We start from the raw sequence: 17,744 nt of genomic DNA, 5'->3' as shown, positions 1-17,744 counted from the left end.
TGGCGTAGCTGATCCCGGTCGTGTCCTGTATGCACAGAAACACGGTCTCCCCGGTTTGTTTCATCTGCCGCAGCGTTTCCTGTCGATAGCAGTCCATGACGTTTTCTTCGGTGAGCTCGGGATTCTGCAGAAGGCGGTAGATATATCGCATACCAAAAAATGGAGCCCTTGTAGGGCAAGCTTAGCAGTCTAGGACGTTATTTCTCGTCCAAGTTTGCCGTTGTTTCTTTTATTGGAGCCTGAAAGGAATTCGGTCAGAGCGTGTTATTTTCAGCGCACTTGCTGCAAGGATGACCAAAGTATTAAACGGTCAGAAGGCAAGAGATTATGATCATTGAAAGAAGACTATGTCTTATAGTTAGGTCGGTTCTGTCGAAAAAGCTTTTAGACAGGAATATGGTTTTGACGTTTTCAAGTTCTAAACTGGACTATAGGCAGGGCAGCGTTTTTTTTATTGGCCGGGACTGCTGCCGTACATCGATTTAAAAAATCGGATGAACGGATACGCATGGTCATAGCCGATCCGATTCGCGATTTCCCCCATCGTAAAATCCGTCACCTTCATTTTTAGCGATTGTTTGGATGACAGGAGTCATCAAAGTAATAGGAGCGGTGTTGCTTTTAATGCTGTTAATTAAGTGGAGAAAACCCAGGATTCAACAGTCACTCTATTGGGTAATAAAGTGGTGTCTTAAACTTTGAATTAGATCGATATGCCACCTTCTGGAGATTAGTGTTCTGGGAGTCTTACTTGCTTGGTAACCTATTCATAACTCTTCATAAACTTTATTGACAAGTGAAGATGGGGGATGCGAAGATGAATGAAATTAGTAAATTTATACCGTTCCTTGAGGCCCGATTAAGGAAATGGTAGATTTGGGGAAGTTGATTTGGTTTAGAGGTTCTAATAATTTATTTGGAAAGAAAGTGAAAACTTGAATACACATATTTACCATTTGGGTGCATTTCCGTTAGATTGGGAAGTTTGTTTTTTAACTGTTGAAGAATACAAGAAGGTCTTGGCTGAAAAGTATCAGCAGTCCAAACAATATTGTGATTTGGTTATAGGTGGTTTAAATATTTTATATGATAAAATAGATGCCATGTTAAATTTTGCAATGGAGGACTTCAAAAAATATTCACGGTATACTGATTTGCGTTGTCCACCAATGATCTTTCCAATGCCTCGAGGGGATAGCAGCAATGGTGCGGATTTTGTCATTATACTAAAGCTGGATGAAGATGGTGATACAATCGTTTATTCGCCGTTTCCTTTACCATACTTAGAATAAGGTCAGGGAGCTTTTATGTTGTAATTAGGGGAGGGGATGAATATAAATGTTTTTAGTGAATTCACGTGCAGTTATCGAGCGCACTCTAAATGGAATAACTGAAATTATCGTTCAGACTCGAAATAAACCTGATGGACCTCAAAGGATTGAACTTCCTGGTGGCAGAATTGAGCAGTATGAATCGTTTGTTTCGGCACTTATTAGGGAAGTGAAGGAAGAGACAGGATTAAATGTAGTAGAAATTGAAGGTGAAGATACACGGGTTGATACAGTAGGTATTGACCCGAATTTTGAAGTGGAATGTATAAAACCTTTTGGGGCATATCAGACCATTAAAGGCCCCTTTGATTCGGTTGGTGTGTATTTTCGTTGCAAGGCAGAAGGGGAATTATTGAAATCAGGTGATGAGACTAAGAAACCAAGATGGATTCCAATAGACGAATTGAGACAATTAATGAATGATGACCCTCTGCAATTTTCTGATGTAGATCGAGCGGGAATATTGTTTTACTTAAAAAGTTTGAAATAGTGAAACTAACGAGAAACGTTAAGTAAATGAGCCGCGGCGGTCTAAATCAAAAAAAACGGATGATGATTTAGAGCACAAAACGTTCGAGAAACTAACTTGAGATCAACACTAGAGACCAGGCCATTGACAGCTTGCAATAGAGCACTAAGCATCCGGGTCAACAAGAGTGTAGAAAGAGGCTGTAATTGCTTGAGAACGGGGCTGTATGGTATAATTCAAGTATTCAGTTTACTGTTCATTGTTGTATTCAGTTTGGTGGTAGCACCATTCAGGTATTAAGGTATATGGATCGCTCTTCGAGCCGTATACTGAAAAGAGCCCTTGCCGTTGGTCGCGGCAAAGACTCTTCAGGACATGAAAGGCTGTGGATTACCACGGCGCGCTATTTACAACAAAATGTGATTTAGCGAAAATCCACCGCGTAGGCTCCTCAACCTAAGATGCGGTGGATTTTCGCTTGTTACGCTTAAATTTACGACGTGCCCAGCGATAGAGCTTGCGAATACCAAACACAAGGCTTAGTATCGTTACGATCCAACGCAGAACATCATAAAACGTCACAAGTGCGACCATCGACGTCACCCCCTCTCGGGAAGCTGCGCCGCGGCCGTAATCATCCACCACATTTCTAGTCCATAGTCGATTATAGCACGTCTGCCGTTATCACTCTAGTAACCCCACTCCAAATTTATGGGGACAAGTCTTGGACCAGGAACAGAGTAAAGTGAGGACCCGATAAAACAGCAAAAGTTCGGCTCATGGATATGTTCCAATTCTCCTAAAAACATCGTCTGAAAGTCCCTCTTCCTCTCCTATTCTGGAATGACCAAGCTAATTATAATAATGCCCCACACTGTGAGTCAAATAGATCTCGACATTTAATGACAGCCTTTTGGCTGACTACAGGTCAGTTGGCACGATTTTTTGGAGTAAGTATTACAACGGTAAATAAATGGATTGCAACGGGAGATTAGTCGGCATTGAACGTCCCGCTCGCAACAAGCAAGCACGCATATCGGAGAAGACAATATGGATATCCCCAACTGGAGAGCAAATTCCTGTCAGAGAAGTTGTCGAGCGATATATTCAAAGTCAAGATGTGAAGACAGCTCAAATGGACGATCAAGAGTATAAGATTGAACGAGTTAAAGAAATCGTCAAGACAATTAACTTCTTTGAAGAACGTTATGGCGGTAGGTATCAAAAGGTTCTGGAGCAAAAAGGCGATCCTTATTTGACGGATGATTGGCAGTGGGGACGAGAAGGTAAAGAGTGGCATTATCTCCTGAAAGAAATCGAAGATTTATGATCGGCAACAGTCAAAGCTGGGGGAGGTTCAGGAATTGTATAGGTTGTGGCAGAGAAATTTGGAGTGGTCAGCAATCATGCGGGAACGCACATTCGCTGACAATCTGCCTTCGTTCCAGAGCGATATAATGGTATAAAAGCATTTGGGAGTGATTCGTATGGAACAATCGGTATTCGTTGCTATCACAGGCACGCAGCATTATTATGGCACTACCTTTTTAAAGCAAGGGCAGCTCATTATTCTGGTGAAAGATCCCGATAATCCGCATGATCAGGAGGCGATTGAGGCTGAAATCGCCCCCATCGGGAAAATAGGTTATGTTGCCAATAGTGCGCATACCGTACCGAAAGGATGCCGCAGTACCGGCCGTATATATGACACGTTTGAACAGCATATTAGCGGTTTTGTCCGATTTGTCGTGAAAGATACTGCAATCGTCGAATTTGTGCCGAATCTAGAAGAAGTGCATATCATCAAAACGCTGGGGGATGCTGCGTTCTCCTCATACCGATAGGGAGGAAGAACCAGGTTGTTTCGGCCGCAAACATGGAAGTCAGTAGCCGAATAAAACCGCATGAAGCATGCGGTTTTATTCTCGATACTCGAATAGGGTGCTTATACTTTGATTTTGGCAAGTTTCCGGTTCAGCTCATGTTAAATTTTTAAAACGCTTGAGACCGTTTTATTCGCTTTGCCGCACTGTCATTTGCTGCAGCATTTCTTGTATTTTTTGCCGCTCCCGCAAGGACAGGGCTCGTTTCGTCCTGTTTTTTCAGCTTTTACAGCCGGATTGTATTTTGGTGTGCGGATTGACAAGCTTTGTTTCGTTGCAGATCTTAGCTTCGGCAGGGTCTGACTCGGGCTTTTGTGGAAACAGGCCCAGCCTTGCAATTCGGCGATCGTATCGTCAATGTACGCATAGTTGTTAAATCGTTGACTTTCTTGAAGGATGTCTTCTTTCGTGCGTTTCAGTGTGCCGTCGATGCTGTCCATTCCAATGATAAATGTTTCGACTTCATCTCTTTCGTATAATTGTTTAATGTCTTCGTAAACTTCTTCAGGGTATAGATTGTTACAGCAGCAGACAATCTCTGCGTTTACATAATAATTTGTATCCGATAGCTTGCCGTTCATTAATTGTTTCATATAATCCATCGCGGACTCTCTGGTGATCTGTTGATTAAAAACAAGCACAACCACGGCAATCAATGCTTGTCCCCGCGCATATTCGTCGGCATCCGGATTTTCGATTAAGCGAAATAAAGGTTCAGGATCGCCGTCATAAACAGAAGCCAGAATTCGTCCGATATCTTCCGTTATGGCATCTCCGAATATAGTTTCCGTTGCATCGCCGGGCATCGACAAGATGTCAATTAACAGCGGATAAAGCTCTTTCACGCGAAACTGGGCCAACAAGTATATCGCATAGATATGGTCGAATCGGGATGAATGATCAAGAAACGATACGTCGTCCTGCTTCAATTCAGTCATTATTTGGAGCAAGTATGGAATGGCTTCTTCTTTTCGGTCAATAATTTGTTGCAATTCGTCCTGTGGAAATTTTCTGTCATGATATCGAATGGATTCGACCAATAGTTTCATAATTTTTGGAATCGCTCCTTTTTGTATTTGATTCAAGGATCAATCGCAATGATTCAGGTTCTCCATCTCTATAAAATAATTACGACAAAAGCGGACAATAATCCTGCAGAAATCAGTAAATTCGCCTTGTTGGCAGCCTTGTACAGAGCACATCTTGCGAAAGCCATGCCGGAAAGAAAAATCAAGGCCAGTCTCCGAAACGGCAAGGGTTCCCAAAACCGAACCATCCTTCCGGAACTTATGCCTATATGGCAACCTCAGTTGCCTTCGCCAAAGGCTTAAATGTATCTGCCTCATACCTGATCGAACAGGTTGAAAAAGAGCAGAGACTTGGAAGTAGTAAGTTCCGAGAAAATAACTATTAGAAAACAACAGACCCTCCCACAATATGATGAACTTATGAGAGGTCTGTTTATGTGGGAAAAATTGAATTGTGGTTATTCAAAAATCAAAACACAATTGTATACTTTTGTGGATTTTCGCATATCTGAACAAATGAAGGCGTGTCAATTACAGTTTCATGCAACCCTGAGCTTCCATCAGCAAAATGTTCAACAAAAATGGATGACTTAGGGTTAGGACGCATAGAGGAGATATCATGAGGCTGAATAAGTCCTGTTTTAACGGCATTGAAGATAGAGACATCTGTACTTAAATAGGAGATCGGAGGTTTATATGTCACGTTAAGCTGTAGGGGAGGGCTATTCGCCTCTCTTAGCACCTTATTCTTCAAAGCAATGATTCCAAAGTCACTCGTTGCAATTGTTATGTTTAAAATCTCATTCGGATAATGAGAGAGTAAGAGAAAAGCTAATGTAAGTATAGATACCTCCCCTGCATTTTTCTTCGTAATCATTGATCCTGTTTGTCTTGTAAAAAAACCATTCTCATAATACTGATCGATCCAATCATCAGGCAAATCATCCACTTCAATTTTGCTGTATTGTTTAAAAAACTTTCTTTTTCCTCTAAGTTGACCTTCTATATCTTGATAACTACCCATCCGACCTCTCCTTTAGCTCTCGTTGAACTTTCTTATATTTTGCCTCCCATTCCTTCACCACCTTCAAGTTATCTTGAAATAGCTCCACATCAGGGTGCTGAGTAACTTTAACTTTTATGGCATTGATGATCGAATTCATATTTGTTACATAGGAAGGTTTAATCAAATTATCATCTAAAGCGTAGTCCTGGAAAATAGTTGCCCATTCGTTATTTGCCCATTGTTTATCAAAGTACAACTTGATCCGCTCTTGGAGCTGTTCATTCTGATTCCTTTTTGCCATTTGGTATAACTGAATAAGCACTGCTTTATATGGAGCCTTGAACGATTTCATGCAATGAGCAATCTTTACAATTAAATCATCATACTCTAAGGAGTGATAGTAATCATACAGATCGGAATAACCAAAGATCATCTGACTTGCAAAATAATCGGCTTTCCGTTCATTTAAGTCAAACTCGGTTGAAATTTCATAGTTCTCTTCATTATGAAGAGTTATTTCCTCATGCTCGGTTAAGTGGTAAATCTCATGCCAATAGATAAAATATTGGTAAAGTCTTGGCTGAGCAGTATTGATTATCGGAACAACTTTTCCGCCGTGGAATTTCCGAATGGCTCCACCCCAATTACCGTCAGGAATAGGGATTTCAATCAAATTATGTTCTTTTAAGATCCCCAAAGCTTGTTCTTCTATTGGAAGTGATTTCCACTTGATTAATCGTTTTTCGATAAAGCGAATATGATCCTGGATTTGTCGGTCAATTTGCTCATTACGCTCTACGGTTTGATCTAAGTTCGCACTCGTTATTCTCACTTATTTGCCAGACCTCCTTATACGTACATCGAGTAAATGTCCAGCACGTTGTCCAAGCCTTCTAAAAGTTCGTTTGTTTGTTCACTTTTTTCTTCGCCATAGCTATGATCAGAATAGGCATAGGAAAGGGGAAGGGAGAGTGATGAAGTGCTTTGGGCTGTAATGAAATAGTCGTCAGGCAAATCAAAAGTTTGATTTATTTTTGTGATTTGGCCATTATAAGTGGTTTGACTTGGACTCTCACCTTTAAGAATTTGGTCAATTGTTGGTCTGGAGATGCCTGTTAGTTTGGACAAGGATAATTTAGAGTAACCTTTTACTCGAATAAAAGTAACCAAATTTTTAGCTATTGTCTTTTGGTGTTCAAAAAAATTGATGCTCATGAGTTACACCTCTTTGCGCTTTATATTTCAAGTATAATCCACATCACCATAGTTGTAAAATTATTTTTTACAATATGTAAAAAATATCTTTAGTATATGCTAATCACAAGAGATTTATACACACTAATACACTTTTATGTTCTCTACACGTGACTGGTTGAAGACTTGATAATGAATTATTGTTGATCATGGTATTTTGTCTTATGTCTACAACAGTTGATTGTCACATTATTTCATGCGAAAAATCGTTTTAAACAAACGCCATCCTTTTTGGCTAAAGGATGACGTTTGTTTTAATTGGACCGAACTACCATATAGTTCTGTAGTCTGATTATCATTTGTTTTTTCATTGATGATCCGCTTCATCCATCCGATCAAAGCCAATCTGAGCGGAAATCTCCAAGGCAGTTTGCTTCACCTTTTCGCCGATTACGGGAATATCATGCACAGGCAAATCGGCGCGTAGCGCCGTAATGCTGATCGCCGCCTTCACCTCGCGGTGATGGTCGAGTATCGCCGCCCCGATGCAGCGAATTCCCGTCTCCCCTTCTTCATCCTCGACCGCATATCCTTGGCTGCGGATCGCTTCCAGCGCTTCTTTGAAGTCGCTCCATTTCGTAATCGTGTTTTCCGTTCTCGCGGGAAGACCTTTCTCTTGCACAACTTTGTTGAGCTGCACAGCAGGGAGGTGCGCGGCGAGTGCTTTGCCGACTCCTGATGCGTGCAGCGCTTGACGCTGGCCGACATACGTCGAAAACTTGACAAAGCTGTTATTGTCCACCTTCTCCACATACATCGCCTGTCCATCGTCGAGCACGGCCAGATGGACGCAAAAGCCGGTCTCCTGCAGCAGCTTTTCCATAAACGGACGAGCCGCTTCGCGGATGTCCAGCTTATGGAGTACGCTCAGGCCGATATTGATAAAGGCATTGCCGAGTTTGTATTTGCCATCGGCTGTTTTTGTGATGTATTTATGCTGCTCCAGCGTATTCAAGATGAAAAATACGCTCGTTTTTGGAAGATCGACCAGCTTGCACAAGTCGCTGACGCCGATTGGTTCGGAGCGAGCAGATAATGTTTCTATAAGGGCAATCGCCTTTTCCAGGGCGGGGACGTTGTATTTTTTGGACAATTCCATCCGCTGCCACCTCGCTTTCTGTTGAAAACAGTCGCAATTCAAACCATTTGTCGGGTCTCGCCCGAATAGGCTTGCCGGAAGTTTTAGGCAAAGTATAGCATGTTTTTGTGAGGAAATGAACATTTTTTAATTGACATTTACTTTAATCGAAATTTGTCGCTTTAGCTGACATACAATTTGTTTTGCATATTGACAGATGTTTAATACTGAGATTATATTTATGTTAATAATTTTTTTAAACGTTGTTTATAAATTGGTGGGTGAAGGCGGTTGCATGCTGCCGCCATAATGCGAAGCCGCTCGAAACGCGAGCAGCTAACGAGCGCCGCACGCCGAGATGTAAGCGCTTTTCCGAATGGCAATTCATTTATTGCGAGGGGGAAGTTTTTCATGAAGAAAGCGATAGGCCTGTTACTTACTATTTTGTTAGCGGTTTCACTCGCCGCCTGCAGCGGATCACCGGGAGCCGGCAACGGCGGGACGACCGCTCCGTCCGGCGAAAGCGCGGGCAAGGAAGGAGAGACGAACGCGACGCCGAAAACGGGTGGCATACTGAAATTCGCCCAAAATGCGGAGCCGACGACGCTGAACCCTTACTTGTTCTCGACGATCAACGACCGCAACGCCTTTTTGCCGATTTACAACAGCTTGATGGAGTACGATCCGAAGACGTTGGAACCGGTTCCCGGCCTCGTGAAGGAGGCAAAAGTCAGCGATGACGGCCTTGTTTACGAGTTGACTATTCAAAGTGGCGTGCTGTTTCACAACGGCAAGCAGCTGACAGCGGACGACATCAAATATTCGCTGGAGAAAGCGAATGCGAAGGAAGCGCCGCGTACAAATGTGCTGCTGAAAGCGATTAAAGAATTTAAAGTCATCGACGAAACACATTTGACTGTGACGCTTGCGCATAAAGATTCGCTGCTGCTTGACTCGTTTGTCGAGGTGTTCGTCGCCCCGGACGACCCGTCGCTCGATCTGGCGAAAAACCCGGTCGGCACCGGTCCGTTCGTATTTGAGCGGTGGAACCGCAATGAGAAGATCGTGCTGAAGAAAAATCCGAACTACTGGAAGCAAGGGCTGCCGTACTTGGACGGTATTGAAATATTGACGGTTCCTGATGCGGAAGTCAAAAACTTGCAGCTGATGAACGGGCAGGTCGACATCATCGATATTGTGCCTACAAGCAAGGTATCCGAGGTGTCAAACAATCCGAACCTTAATTTGGCGAAAATTGAAGACGACGTAACGGTAGCGAACCATTTTCTGCTGATGAACAATTCTAAAACGCCGTTTAACAATGTCAAGTTTCGCCAAGCAGTCAACTATGCTCTGGATCGCCAAAAAATGAAGCAATCGCTGTTCGGCAACTTTGTCGAGCGCAGCAGCCCGATACCGACTGCCGATCCGAACTTCAATGCCGGCGCGACGAGTTACGTCAAAGATCTCGATAAAGCGAAGCAGCTCTTGCAGGAAAGCGGATACAACAACGAGAAAATTACGCTCGTTTACCATAAAATCGACCTGATGTACGACACGATCGCGCAAATTACCGAGCAGTCGCTCAAAGAACTTGGCCTGAACGTAGAATTGAAGGGCGTCGAGATCGCTCAATGGGTTGAGAGCGTATTCAACCAGAAGCAATACGATATGGCGCTTACCGGCAGCACGCCCAAGCCGAATACGGTCGATATGCTGAACCATATGTACGGCAAGCAAAACGGGGCAGCGCTCCAATGGGACAATCAAGCATGGAATGACAAGCTGCTCAGCGTCAGTCAAATGTCGCCGGAGGAAGGCGCCAAAGTGCTGCAGGAGCTGCAGGCCGAGGTGGCGGAGCAATCTCCGGGCATTATCGTCGGCGGTCTTGTACAGGCGCAAGGGCTTTCGAAAAAAGTCCATAACTTCATCCCAAGTCCGCAGCAAAAAATGATGTTCGAATCGGTCTGGAAAGAGTAACGTCACAAGAACGGAGGCGCTCTGCAGCGAGGATGACCCCACTGGTTGCGATCGCTGCAGAGCCAGTCTGTTCGCAGAAGAAGGAGGAGCGCTATGCTCAAACTAGTACTGAAAAAGTTGACCGAACTCATGCTTGTGCTATTTTTCGTAACGTTGATCGTCTTCTTTACTTTCAGGCTGCTTCCGGGCGATCCTGCCCAGATGAGGCTCGGCATGGATCCGGCGCCGGAGGCCGTTGCTGCGCTTACGGCAGAGATGGGGCTCGACAAGCCGCTCATCGTACAGTACGGCAACTGGATCGGGGACGTCGTGCGCGGCGATCTCGGCAAATCGATGTTCGACGGCAAGCCGGTAACGGAGCTGCTGGCGGAAAAAATACCGAAGACGTTCGAGCTGGCCGTTCTTGGAGCGCTGCTCTCGATCGTGATCGCGGTGCCGTTCGGTGTCCTGGCGACGCTCAAGAAAAACAGCTGGATCGACAGGCTGTCGCGCATTGTTTCACTGTTCGGCTTCAGCATACCGGCTTATTGGCTGGCCGTGCTGCTCATGCTGCTGTTCGCCTACAGTATGCACTGGCTGCCCGCCGGAGGCTATGTATCATTCGCCGAGTCGCCGTCCGGGCATATCAAATCGTTAATTTTACCCGTATTTACGGTCGGGATTATCAATTCCGCGCAAATTTTCCGTTTTTTGCGCTCCGGCATGCTTGAAGTGATCAGTCAAGATTTCATCCGTACGGCGAGAGCGAAAGGCGTCTCCGAATGGGTCGTCATCGGCAAGCACGTCGCCCGCAACGCGATGCCCAGCCTCATCACGATCGTCGCTTTGAATTTCAGCCTGCTGCTGAGCGGAATGGTCATTACCGAGCAAATATTTGCCTGGCCGGGTCTTGGTTGGCTGACGATCCAATCGATATTGTCGCGCGATTACGACGTCGTACAGGCTGCCGTACTCCTGTCGGCCGTCTTTATCGTCATTATTAATCTGCTCGCCGACTTGATCAACGCCGCTCTCGATCCGCGCATCAAGTACAACTAAGCTGCATGTTACTTACGAAGGGCAGGGGATTCGATGAATAAACTATGGAAAGACACGACCGCCCTGGCAAGTATGATCATATTTGGCTGTATCGCTGCGCTTGCTATGCTTGCCCCGGTTATAACGTCTTATCGCTTTGACGAAATTGTCGACGCTCCGCTGCTATCGTCTTCCGGTGCGCATTTGCTCGGAACGGACGAAATCGGCCGCGACATTTTTACGCGCATCGTATTCGCAGGACGGGTATCGCTCATCGTCGGTGTCTGCTCCACGCTTATCGCCATGGCCGGCGGTGTTGCGCTTGGTCTTATCAGCGGTTATTACGGCGGCAAAATCGATACGCTCATCAGCCGATTTTTGGACGGATTGCTCGCCTTTCCGTCGATCATTTTGGCATTGGCCGTCATGGCGGTGCTTGGGCCCGATATTTACAACGCAATGCTGGCGATTGGCATCGTCTCGATTCCGATATTTGCGCGCATTACCCGCAGCAGCGTGCTGACGCTAAAAAGCCGGGAGTTTGTTGAGGCATCGCGGTCGATGGGAGCAGGGGACGCGCGCATCATGTTCAGCGTCATTCTGCCGAATTGTTTGTCGCCGCTGCTCGTGCAAATCAGCCTGACGTTCGCCTCTGCGGTGCTGACTGAAGCGGCGCTCAGCTTTCTTGGACTCGGCGTGCAGCCTCCGACCCCGTCCTGGGGCTCGATGCTGAATGCGGGGCGCAGCTTTTTGTCCCAAGCTCCTTTGTATTCGATCATAGCGGGCTCGGCTGTCTTTTTGACTGTACTGTGCCTGAACGTTCTCGGGGATAGCCTTCGCGACCTGCTCGATCCGCGGGAAGCGAAGAAGCGCGCATAAGAAGGAGGTGCGGTTTATGAATAAGCCGCTGCTGAGCATAGAGGGGTTGACGGTAGGTTATTCGCATAAAGAGGAGCATGTTCACATTTTGCAAGACGTCACGTTCTCGGTCGGACAAGGGGAAATCGTCGGCATCGTCGGCGAGAGCGGCTGCGGCAAAAGCTTGACGTCGCTGTCCGTTATGGGGCTGCTGTCCGATCCGCTGCGGGTACAGTCGGGCAAAATCGATTTCCAGGGAACTGACTTGACGTGTCTCGGCAAAAAAGAGCTTAACCGGGTACGCGGCAAAGAAATATCGATGATCTTCCAGGAGCCGATGACATCGCTCAACCCGGTGTTTACAGTCGGCGACCAAATATCCGAAGCGATGATCACCCATCTCGGCCTTGGAAAAAAAGAAGCGCTTGAGCGCGCGGTTCATCTGCTGAAGTTAGTCGGCATCCCATCTCCCGAACGGCGGGTGAAGGAGTATCCGCATCAGCTGTCCGGCGGCATGCGGCAGCGGGTAATGATTGCCATGGCCCTGGCTTGCGACCCGCTGCTGCTGATCGCAGACGAGCCGACCACGGCGCTGGACGTAACGATCCAAGCGCAAATTCTTGAGCTGCTGCTCGATGTGCAGCGCAAAAACAAAATGTCTCTTATTTTCATCACCCACGATCTCGGCGTCTTGTCGAAAATGGCTGACCGGGTCATGGTCATGTATGGCGGCCGGGTGATCGAATCGGCGCCGATGAGGCAGCTGTACGCTGACCCGAAGCATCCGTATACGCAAGGACTGTGGAAGGCGATTCCGGGCAACGCCAAAGGTCAGAGGCGGCTATATAACATTCCCGGCACAGTGCCGGACCCGAAGGACCGGATCCAGGGATGCCGCTTCGCATCGCGCTGTCAGTTCGCGGAAGCCCGCTGCCGGGAAAGCGAGCCGGCGCTGCTGCGTACAGGCGACAACCGGGAAATTGCCTGCTTCTTGTACGACAAATGAAAGGGGAGTCGCTTGTGACTGACATTCTACTCCAAACGGAAGGGCTGACGAAGCATTATCAGGTCGGAGGAAGCCTTTTCGCCAAGTCGCAGCAAAAGGTACACGCACTCGACAATGTGAACTTGACGTTATACAAACGCGAAATCGTCGGCGTCGTTGGCGAAAGCGGCTGCGGCAAATCGACGCTGGCGAAAGTGCTGCTGCGGCTGGTCGAGCCTACGGAAGGCACGATCCGCTTCGAAGGCCGGGACATTACGGCGCTGAACCGCAAGCAGATGCGCGATATTCGCCGGGACATGCAATTCGTGTTTCAAGATCCATTCTCGTCACTTAATCCGCGCAAAAAAGTGATGGATCTGATTGCTGAGCCGCTTGACATTTTCCGGATCGGGACGCGGAAGGATAGGGAAAAGCGCGTCTACGAGCTGCTGGACATCGTCGGGCTGACGAAAAACCATGCCGACCGTTACCCGCACCAGTTTAGCGGCGGGCAGCGGCAGCGGATCGGCATAGCCCGCGCGCTCGCGCTGAGTCCGAAGCTCGTCATCTGCGACGAACCCGTCTCTGCGCTGGATGTGTCGGTGCAGGCACAAATTCTCAACTTGCTGCAAGATTTGCAGGAGCAGTTCGGTCTGTCGTATTTGTTTATTGCCCACGGCTTGGACGCCGTCCGGCATATCAGCAACCGGATTGCCGTCATGTATCTCGGAAAGCTGGTCGAGATAGGAGACAGTGAGGAAGTCTTCACGCGGCCCCGCCATCCGTACACCAAGGCACTTATTTCCGCTATACCGGAAATCGCCCCGGATCATACGGAGGAGCCGATCAAGCTGACCGGTGAGATTCCGAGCCCGCTCAATCCGCCGTCCGGGTGCCGCTTCCATACGCGCTGCCCATTCGCCGTGGAACGGTGCAAGACGGAAATGCCGGAGCTGAGAACGGCGAAGGATGGTCATGCCGTCGCCTGCCATTTGGCCGAAACGATATAGTCGAAACGATATGGAAAGAAAGAGCCGACGTTTCATGAGCTTGCCCGCAGCTCGTGAAGGTCGGCTTTCTTTTTCCGTGTCTGGGCGCGCACCTAACAATTCCTCCGAAATATCTCGAAATTAATTGCCGGGCAGTTGGATGCCGCTCCAGCCGCTTACCTCACATTGGCCATATTTATTATCACCCACAGCCGTCACCGTGCCGTCAGATTTAAGACCAACGGTTCGCATATGATGTCATGAACTTATTAAAAAAAGGTCACGTTGAACAAGCACTTTGGATGATCAATTTACAACAGTACAACATTCAGGTAGAGAAACAACGAGTCGAGGAGATCATGAGCCTCATTCATCAAACTGATTTCTCCATGTATAGGAATATTCAGGTCACGGATGAATTGAAAATTGGGGAGGTCGCCGTTATCGCTGGTGTAAACCCATCCGCTATTCGACATTGGGAAAAGGAGGGGCTTATTCGCGCTAAGCGGAATCCGGAAAACGGATATAGAGTCTTTACATCGCGGGAATTAAAAAAGATTATTGTGCTAAGCAGTTTAAGGAAAACCGTCTTTTTCATTGAAAGCATGAAACAGTTGCTTGAAGCTTTAGAGACACATGATCTAACTACTATTGAACGCTCCTTCAAAGTGGCTCTTCAAAAGCTGAATGAGCAATTGGAAAAGCAAATGAATGGCCTATCAGAAATGATGAGATATATACAATTTTGCAAAATGGAGTACCCTCCAATGCTATCCCTACTGCACAGAGAAAAGGTCGGACTCCCGATGTAGTTCGCCAACAAAGTCTATTTTCCTTGAAAGATATAGCTGGAAATGTAACAAACAGATGAAAAAAGCAGCTTAATCAGATATTCTAAAAGAAAGAAATAAAGGCCGAATGAAAGGAGTCCAACATGACATTTGGTGAATCTCAAGAGGCTTGTTATGAAAATCCATAAAAAGTGTATGACATTAGGGGTTGTGTGGTCATTATTATTTGCTGGATTGAGTTTTTATTGGGCACTGGGGGGCATGTTCGGGGTTAAGTCCCTCGGAGGCTCAATTTATGAAATGGCATTAAATCCGTCACCTTCATTTTTAGCAATTGTTTGGATGACAGGAGTCATAAAAGTGATCGGAGCGGTGTTGCTTTTAATGCTGTTAATTAAGTGGAGAAAACCTAGAATTCAACAGTCACTCTATTGGGTAATAAAGATTTCTGGATGCTTTCTTTTTTTATATGGTTTATTAAATTTTTTTACTATATCCTTAAATGCACTTGGTGTTTTAAACTTTGAATTAGATCGATATGCCACCTTCTGGAGATTAGTGTTCTGGGAGCCTTACTGGATGATCGGGGGGCTATTTTACTTTTTTTCAGTTAAACATGTGAAAGGCGAGTAAATATCAAGTCGGGCGGGTTCAGGATCGTTTCCTGACATTTGCGCGGCTTTTCTCATACTTTGATTCCGCGGCTGGAAGTACAAGCGGGCCATAGAGTGTAAGGCTATTAGACACTGAATGAATACGGGTAGAGTGTAGTAACATGAACTGTGGGGTGTACGAATGGTTCAAGAGCGAACCTTAGTAATAAGTGATATTCATGGCTGCGATAAGGAGCTGGAGGCTTTGCTTCAGCAAAGCGGCTATGATGCTGGTAAAGATACGCTTCTGCTGCTCGGAGATTATGTTGATCGGGGGCTGAGAAGCAAGCAAGCGGTCGACTTGGTCAGACGGTTAGTGTTAGAACAAGGGGCTGTTGCCTTGCAAGGCAACCATGACCAACGTTTTGTCCGTGTCATGACGAACAAGGCGAATGAGGAAGAGATAGAGAAATTTTTCGAGAAAGGCGGTGCAGAAACCTTAAGCAGCTATATGGAAATGAAAGCAGAGTTAACACTAGCAGAACTCGAACACTATAAAGCAAGTATCATGACATCGCATGCCGCTCACATTCAGTTTTTAGAAGGGCTTCCTTACTACTACGAGGATGATCATTATATATATGTCCATGCCGGATTGAACCCGAAGTTTCAGGATTGGAAAAGCCAGCCTGTTAAGGACTTTTTGTTTATCCGCAAGGAATTTTACACACATCCAACACAGGTCGACAAAACCGTTATATTCGGTCATACGAAAACGATTGATATTCACGGCGTACCAGATGTTTGGTACGGCGGTGATAAAATTGGCATTGATGGAGGCTGCGCTTTCGGCTACCAATTAAACTGCCTTGAAATTATCGATGGCACCGTCAATCAAGTCTTTGTTCAACCTGCGAACAATTCCACCCTGTGATCTAAGGTCGCGGACAGCGGCTGTTTAGAGGGGGGAAACGAGAAGGCTGCTATGCGCCTCATAGACGTCAAAACGCTAGGCGCAGGTTTCCAATCGAAGACGTCTCCTCATCGTTGTGCAAACGGAGAGGGGACGTCTTTTTGCCATTCAGATACCGATCAAGGCTCGACGCATCGGTAGATCCAGTTATATAATTCGCAATCACTGTTAAGGAGATATTCATCTGCACATGGTCTCAAAAAAATTTGCGAGTGTGTCGAATTTGCCGTTACCGGTTCGTTGTCTAAGTAGAAGCTCAAATAAATTGGACAATGAGAGGGGAAGAAGATTATTATGTTTACAAACAAGCGGAATACGAGGGCGATTCGTCTGCTTCTGTTGGGTGGGGTTGTTTCCACGCCGTTGTTCTACGCAGCAGCCATTATTCAATCGTTTACACGAACAGGATTCGATATCAGGCGTCACGCCATCAGTACCCTTACTTTGGGGGATGCGGGATGGATTCAAAGCGCTAATTTCTTCATTACAGGATTGCTTGCTGTTTGTGCAGCGATTGGAGTGCGCCGTTTACTGCGAGGGCATAAGGGAGGCACGTGGGGTTCGTTGCTCATTGGACTCTATGGGATTGGCATGATCATGGCAGGTCTGTTTCGCCCGGATCCTGGCCTCAGCTTTCCCCCAGGTGCCCCAGCGGAAATGCCGACATCGATGAGCAGTCATGCAGCACTTCATTCGGTGGCTTTCTTTGCGGCCTTTATTTGTCTAATTGCGGCAAGCATTATCTTTGCACGTCGGTTTGCTACACAAGGCGAACGTGGTTGGAGTACTTATTGTGTTGCATCTTGTATCCTTGCGCCAGTGCTTATTATTATAGGCTCGAGTATCGGTAGTTGGATTGGTGTTATCATGGGGAGCGCCGGAATTGTTGCTTTCGGTTGGGTTTCGGTTCTTGCAGCTAAATTACGTGCTGAAGCTCTACAGGTCTAGGTTCGCAATTTCCTTCATGGGGATGTGATGTGGATTACAAATCGTAAACCTGGCATATTGTTGTAATGTTGGCAGTATCGGGTTCATGGCTCTTTTTGAGCGTATAGTAGAAGATTAATCGGAGGTAAGTTAATGAAAAGAAGTTCAATCTTTATCGTTTTAATAATGATCGTATTTCTTGCCGGTTGCAGTAACGAACCAGAAAAGAATAATGCAAACACTTCAAGCCCGCCGGATTCGAGTCAGAGTACCAAATCGCCCAAAAATAATCCAAACACTCAGAATCCGTCAGAGTCCGGTCAGGATAACAAACCGGCAGAGAATATTTCAACTATTCCGGACGACCCGGATTCGAAACAAAGCAAACCGCAAATTGTATTAACGGATGAACAAATATTAATGAAACCTCCGGGGCGTTTTGCCGGTTCCGACTATGATGAACAGAATGTTCAGGAGGCCTTGGACAAATTGCCGACTGATCTGACAGCCGATCAATATATGGAAGAGCTGCTCCTTCTGCTGGCTGAAGACTATCGTCCTTATGTGTCGACCTTCATTAAT

The 17,744-nt window shown here is 46.3% G+C and carries 19 protein-coding genes and 4 pseudogenes; 15 read left to right on the top strand and 8 right to left on the bottom strand.

Features of this window, described 5'->3' with window-relative positions; all coding sequences use genetic code 11:
* Positions 1-451 precede the first annotated feature (451 nt).
* Positions 452-544 carry a helix-turn-helix domain-containing protein gene (locus ACFQ0N_RS38335; protein WP_483874994.1) on the bottom strand — a complete coding sequence of 31 codons (93 nt, stop codon included), beginning with the start codon at positions 542-544 and terminating at the stop codon, positions 452-454.
* 391 nt (positions 545-935) lie between these two features.
* On the opposite strand from ACFQ0N_RS38335, the gene ACFQ0N_RS37865 reads away from it, so the two are divergent.
* The 4 genes from ACFQ0N_RS37865 (at position 936) to ACFQ0N_RS37850 (ending at position 3,644) form a co-directional block, all read left to right on the top strand.
* Positions 936-1,292, top strand: a complete 357-nt coding sequence (locus ACFQ0N_RS37865) for a hypothetical protein (RefSeq protein ID WP_379335608.1) — start codon at positions 936-938, stop codon at positions 1,290-1,292.
* A gap of 46 nt (positions 1,293-1,338) precedes the next feature.
* Positions 1,339-1,821, top strand: a complete 483-nt coding sequence (locus ACFQ0N_RS37860) for an NUDIX hydrolase (protein WP_379335606.1) — start codon at positions 1,339-1,341, stop codon at positions 1,819-1,821.
* A gap of 1,114 nt (positions 1,822-2,935) precedes the next feature.
* Positions 2,936-3,130, top strand: a complete 195-nt coding sequence (locus ACFQ0N_RS37855) for a hypothetical protein (RefSeq protein ID WP_379335604.1) — start codon at positions 2,936-2,938, stop codon at positions 3,128-3,130.
* Between the two features lie 157 nt (positions 3,131-3,287).
* Positions 3,288-3,644, top strand: a complete 357-nt coding sequence (locus tag ACFQ0N_RS37850) for an HIRAN domain-containing protein (RefSeq protein ID WP_379335602.1) — start codon at positions 3,288-3,290, stop codon at positions 3,642-3,644.
* Positions 3,645-3,832: 188 nt separating this feature from the next.
* Here the strand turns inward: ACFQ0N_RS37850 and ACFQ0N_RS38330 are convergent.
* Both ACFQ0N_RS38330 and ACFQ0N_RS37845 read right to left on the bottom strand, forming a co-directional pair.
* Positions 3,833-3,931: pseudogene (locus ACFQ0N_RS38330) on the bottom strand (SEC-C metal-binding domain-containing protein); the annotation flags it as partial.
* A gap of 129 nt (positions 3,932-4,060) precedes the next feature.
* Positions 4,061-4,732 (bottom strand): annotated as a pseudogene (locus ACFQ0N_RS37845) (DUF1186 domain-containing protein); the annotation flags it as partial.
* A 48-nt stretch (positions 4,733-4,780) separates the two neighbouring features.
* Between ACFQ0N_RS37845 and ACFQ0N_RS37840 the strand changes: the two are divergent.
* The gene (locus tag ACFQ0N_RS37840; protein ID WP_379335598.1) at positions 4,781-5,014 is read left to right on the top strand and encodes a hypothetical protein; all 234 of its coding nucleotides are present in this window, start codon (positions 4,781-4,783) and stop codon (positions 5,012-5,014) included.
* A 166-nt stretch (positions 5,015-5,180) separates the two neighbouring features.
* Here the strand turns inward: ACFQ0N_RS37840 and ACFQ0N_RS37835 are convergent, their stop codons facing one another.
* The 4 genes from ACFQ0N_RS37835 to ACFQ0N_RS37820 all read right to left on the bottom strand — a co-directional run bounded on the left by ACFQ0N_RS37835 (position 5,181) and on the right by ACFQ0N_RS37820 (position 8,070).
* Positions 5,181-5,735: a hypothetical protein gene (locus ACFQ0N_RS37835; RefSeq protein ID WP_379335596.1), complete on the bottom strand. Its 555-nt coding sequence runs from the start codon at positions 5,733-5,735 to the stop codon at positions 5,181-5,183.
* Positions 5,728-6,549, bottom strand: coding sequence for an ImmA/IrrE family metallo-endopeptidase (locus ACFQ0N_RS37830; protein WP_379335593.1), 822 nt, complete (start codon positions 6,547-6,549; stop codon positions 5,728-5,730). Before ACFQ0N_RS37830 ends, ACFQ0N_RS37835 begins: the two co-directional genes overlap by 8 nt.
* 17 nt (positions 6,550-6,566) lie before the next feature.
* A complete protein-coding gene (locus ACFQ0N_RS37825) occupies positions 6,567-6,932 on the bottom strand; it encodes a helix-turn-helix domain-containing protein (protein ID WP_379335591.1) in 366 nt (121 codons plus the stop codon).
* Positions 6,933-7,278: 346 nt separating this feature from the next.
* A complete protein-coding gene (locus ACFQ0N_RS37820; RefSeq protein WP_379335589.1) occupies positions 7,279-8,070 on the bottom strand; it encodes an IclR family transcriptional regulator in 792 nt (263 codons plus the stop codon).
* A 390-nt stretch (positions 8,071-8,460) separates the two neighbouring features.
* On the opposite strand from ACFQ0N_RS37820, the gene ACFQ0N_RS37815 reads away from it, so the two are divergent.
* The 5 genes from ACFQ0N_RS37815 (at position 8,461) to ACFQ0N_RS37795 (ending at position 13,899) form a co-directional block, all read left to right on the top strand.
* A complete protein-coding gene (locus ACFQ0N_RS37815) occupies positions 8,461-10,029 on the top strand; it encodes an ABC transporter substrate-binding protein (protein ID WP_379335587.1) in 1,569 nt (522 codons plus the stop codon).
* A gap of 93 nt (positions 10,030-10,122) precedes the next feature.
* Positions 10,123-11,067 (top strand): ABC transporter permease, encoded by a 945-nt coding sequence (locus ACFQ0N_RS37810; RefSeq protein WP_379335585.1) that lies wholly within the window; start codon positions 10,123-10,125, stop codon positions 11,065-11,067.
* 33 nt (positions 11,068-11,100) lie between these two features.
* The gene (locus ACFQ0N_RS37805) at positions 11,101-11,925 is read left to right on the top strand and encodes an ABC transporter permease (RefSeq protein WP_379335583.1); all 825 of its coding nucleotides are present in this window, start codon (positions 11,101-11,103) and stop codon (positions 11,923-11,925) included.
* 16 nt (positions 11,926-11,941) lie between these two features.
* Entirely contained in the window at positions 11,942-12,910 is a 969-nt protein-coding gene (locus tag ACFQ0N_RS37800) for an ABC transporter ATP-binding protein (RefSeq protein WP_379335581.1), read from the top strand.
* Positions 12,911-12,924: 14 nt separating this feature from the next.
* Positions 12,925-13,899, top strand: a complete 975-nt coding sequence (locus tag ACFQ0N_RS37795) for an ABC transporter ATP-binding protein (protein WP_379335579.1) — start codon at positions 12,925-12,927, stop codon at positions 13,897-13,899.
* 120 nt (positions 13,900-14,019) lie between these two features.
* Here ACFQ0N_RS37795 and ACFQ0N_RS37790 read toward each other — a convergent pair.
* A pseudogene (locus ACFQ0N_RS37790) lies at positions 14,020-14,124 on the bottom strand (chromosome condensation regulator); the annotation flags it as partial.
* Positions 14,125-14,138: 14 nt separating this feature from the next.
* On the opposite strand from ACFQ0N_RS37790, the gene ACFQ0N_RS37785 reads away from it, so the two are divergent.
* The 5 genes and pseudogenes from ACFQ0N_RS37785 to ACFQ0N_RS37765 form a co-directional block, all read left to right on the top strand.
* The gene (locus tag ACFQ0N_RS37785) at positions 14,139-14,690 is read left to right on the top strand and encodes a MerR family DNA-binding transcriptional regulator (RefSeq protein ID WP_379335577.1); all 552 of its coding nucleotides are present in this window, start codon (positions 14,139-14,141) and stop codon (positions 14,688-14,690) included.
* A 153-nt stretch (positions 14,691-14,843) separates the two neighbouring features.
* The gene (locus tag ACFQ0N_RS37780) at positions 14,844-15,302 is read left to right on the top strand and encodes a DUF3995 domain-containing protein (protein WP_379335575.1); all 459 of its coding nucleotides are present in this window, start codon (positions 14,844-14,846) and stop codon (positions 15,300-15,302) included.
* 162 nt (positions 15,303-15,464) lie between these two features.
* On the top strand, positions 15,465-16,196 hold the full coding sequence (locus tag ACFQ0N_RS37775) for a metallophosphoesterase (RefSeq protein ID WP_379335572.1): 732 nt from the start codon (positions 15,465-15,467) through the stop codon (positions 16,194-16,196).
* Between the two features lie 333 nt (positions 16,197-16,529).
* A complete protein-coding gene (locus tag ACFQ0N_RS37770; protein WP_379335570.1) occupies positions 16,530-17,183 on the top strand; it encodes a DUF998 domain-containing protein in 654 nt (217 codons plus the stop codon).
* A gap of 132 nt (positions 17,184-17,315) precedes the next feature.
* Positions 17,316-17,744 (top strand): annotated as a pseudogene (locus tag ACFQ0N_RS37765) (vWA domain-containing protein); the annotation flags it as partial.

This window comes from Paenibacillus sp. GCM10027626, from assembly GCF_042676285.1.
Classification (GTDB): domain Bacteria; phylum Bacillota; class Bacilli; order Paenibacillales; family Paenibacillaceae; genus Paenibacillus_Z.
Note: the sequence above shows the minus strand (reverse complement) of the source record. Positions and strands in the feature narration are given on the sequence as shown.

Excerpts from the sequence above, each read along its gene's own strand:
- ACFQ0N_RS38335 (WP_483874994.1), bottom strand. The coding sequence starts at position 544 with ATGGGGGAAATCGCGAATCGGATCGGCTATGACCATGCGTATCCGTTC.
- ACFQ0N_RS37860 (WP_379335606.1), top strand. The coding sequence starts at position 1,339 with ATGTTTTTAGTGAATTCACGTGCAGTTATCGAGCGCACTCTAAATGGA.
- ACFQ0N_RS37855 (WP_379335604.1), top strand. The coding sequence starts at position 2,936 with ATGGACGATCAAGAGTATAAGATTGAACGAGTTAAAGAAATCGTCAAG.
- ACFQ0N_RS37850 (WP_379335602.1), top strand. The coding sequence starts at position 3,288 with ATGGAACAATCGGTATTCGTTGCTATCACAGGCACGCAGCATTATTAT.
- ACFQ0N_RS37840 (WP_379335598.1), top strand. The coding sequence starts at position 4,781 with ATGATTCAGGTTCTCCATCTCTATAAAATAATTACGACAAAAGCGGAC.
- ACFQ0N_RS37835 (WP_379335596.1), bottom strand. The coding sequence starts at position 5,735 with ATGGGTAGTTATCAAGATATAGAAGGTCAACTTAGAGGAAAAAGAAAG.
- ACFQ0N_RS37825 (WP_379335591.1), bottom strand. The coding sequence starts at position 6,932 with ATGAGCATCAATTTTTTTGAACACCAAAAGACAATAGCTAAAAATTTG.
- ACFQ0N_RS37820 (WP_379335589.1), bottom strand. The coding sequence starts at position 8,070 with ATGGAATTGTCCAAAAAATACAACGTCCCCGCCCTGGAAAAGGCGATT.
- ACFQ0N_RS37815 (WP_379335587.1), top strand. The coding sequence starts at position 8,461 with ATGAAGAAAGCGATAGGCCTGTTACTTACTATTTTGTTAGCGGTTTCA.
- ACFQ0N_RS37810 (WP_379335585.1), top strand. The coding sequence starts at position 10,123 with ATGCTCAAACTAGTACTGAAAAAGTTGACCGAACTCATGCTTGTGCTA.
- ACFQ0N_RS37805 (WP_379335583.1), top strand. The coding sequence starts at position 11,101 with ATGAATAAACTATGGAAAGACACGACCGCCCTGGCAAGTATGATCATA.
- ACFQ0N_RS37800 (WP_379335581.1), top strand. The coding sequence starts at position 11,942 with ATGAATAAGCCGCTGCTGAGCATAGAGGGGTTGACGGTAGGTTATTCG.
- ACFQ0N_RS37785 (WP_379335577.1), top strand. The coding sequence starts at position 14,139 with ATGAACTTATTAAAAAAAGGTCACGTTGAACAAGCACTTTGGATGATC.
- ACFQ0N_RS37780 (WP_379335575.1), top strand. The coding sequence starts at position 14,844 with ATGAAAATCCATAAAAAGTGTATGACATTAGGGGTTGTGTGGTCATTA.
- ACFQ0N_RS37775 (WP_379335572.1), top strand. The coding sequence starts at position 15,465 with ATGGTTCAAGAGCGAACCTTAGTAATAAGTGATATTCATGGCTGCGAT.
- ACFQ0N_RS37770 (WP_379335570.1), top strand. The coding sequence starts at position 16,530 with ATGTTTACAAACAAGCGGAATACGAGGGCGATTCGTCTGCTTCTGTTG.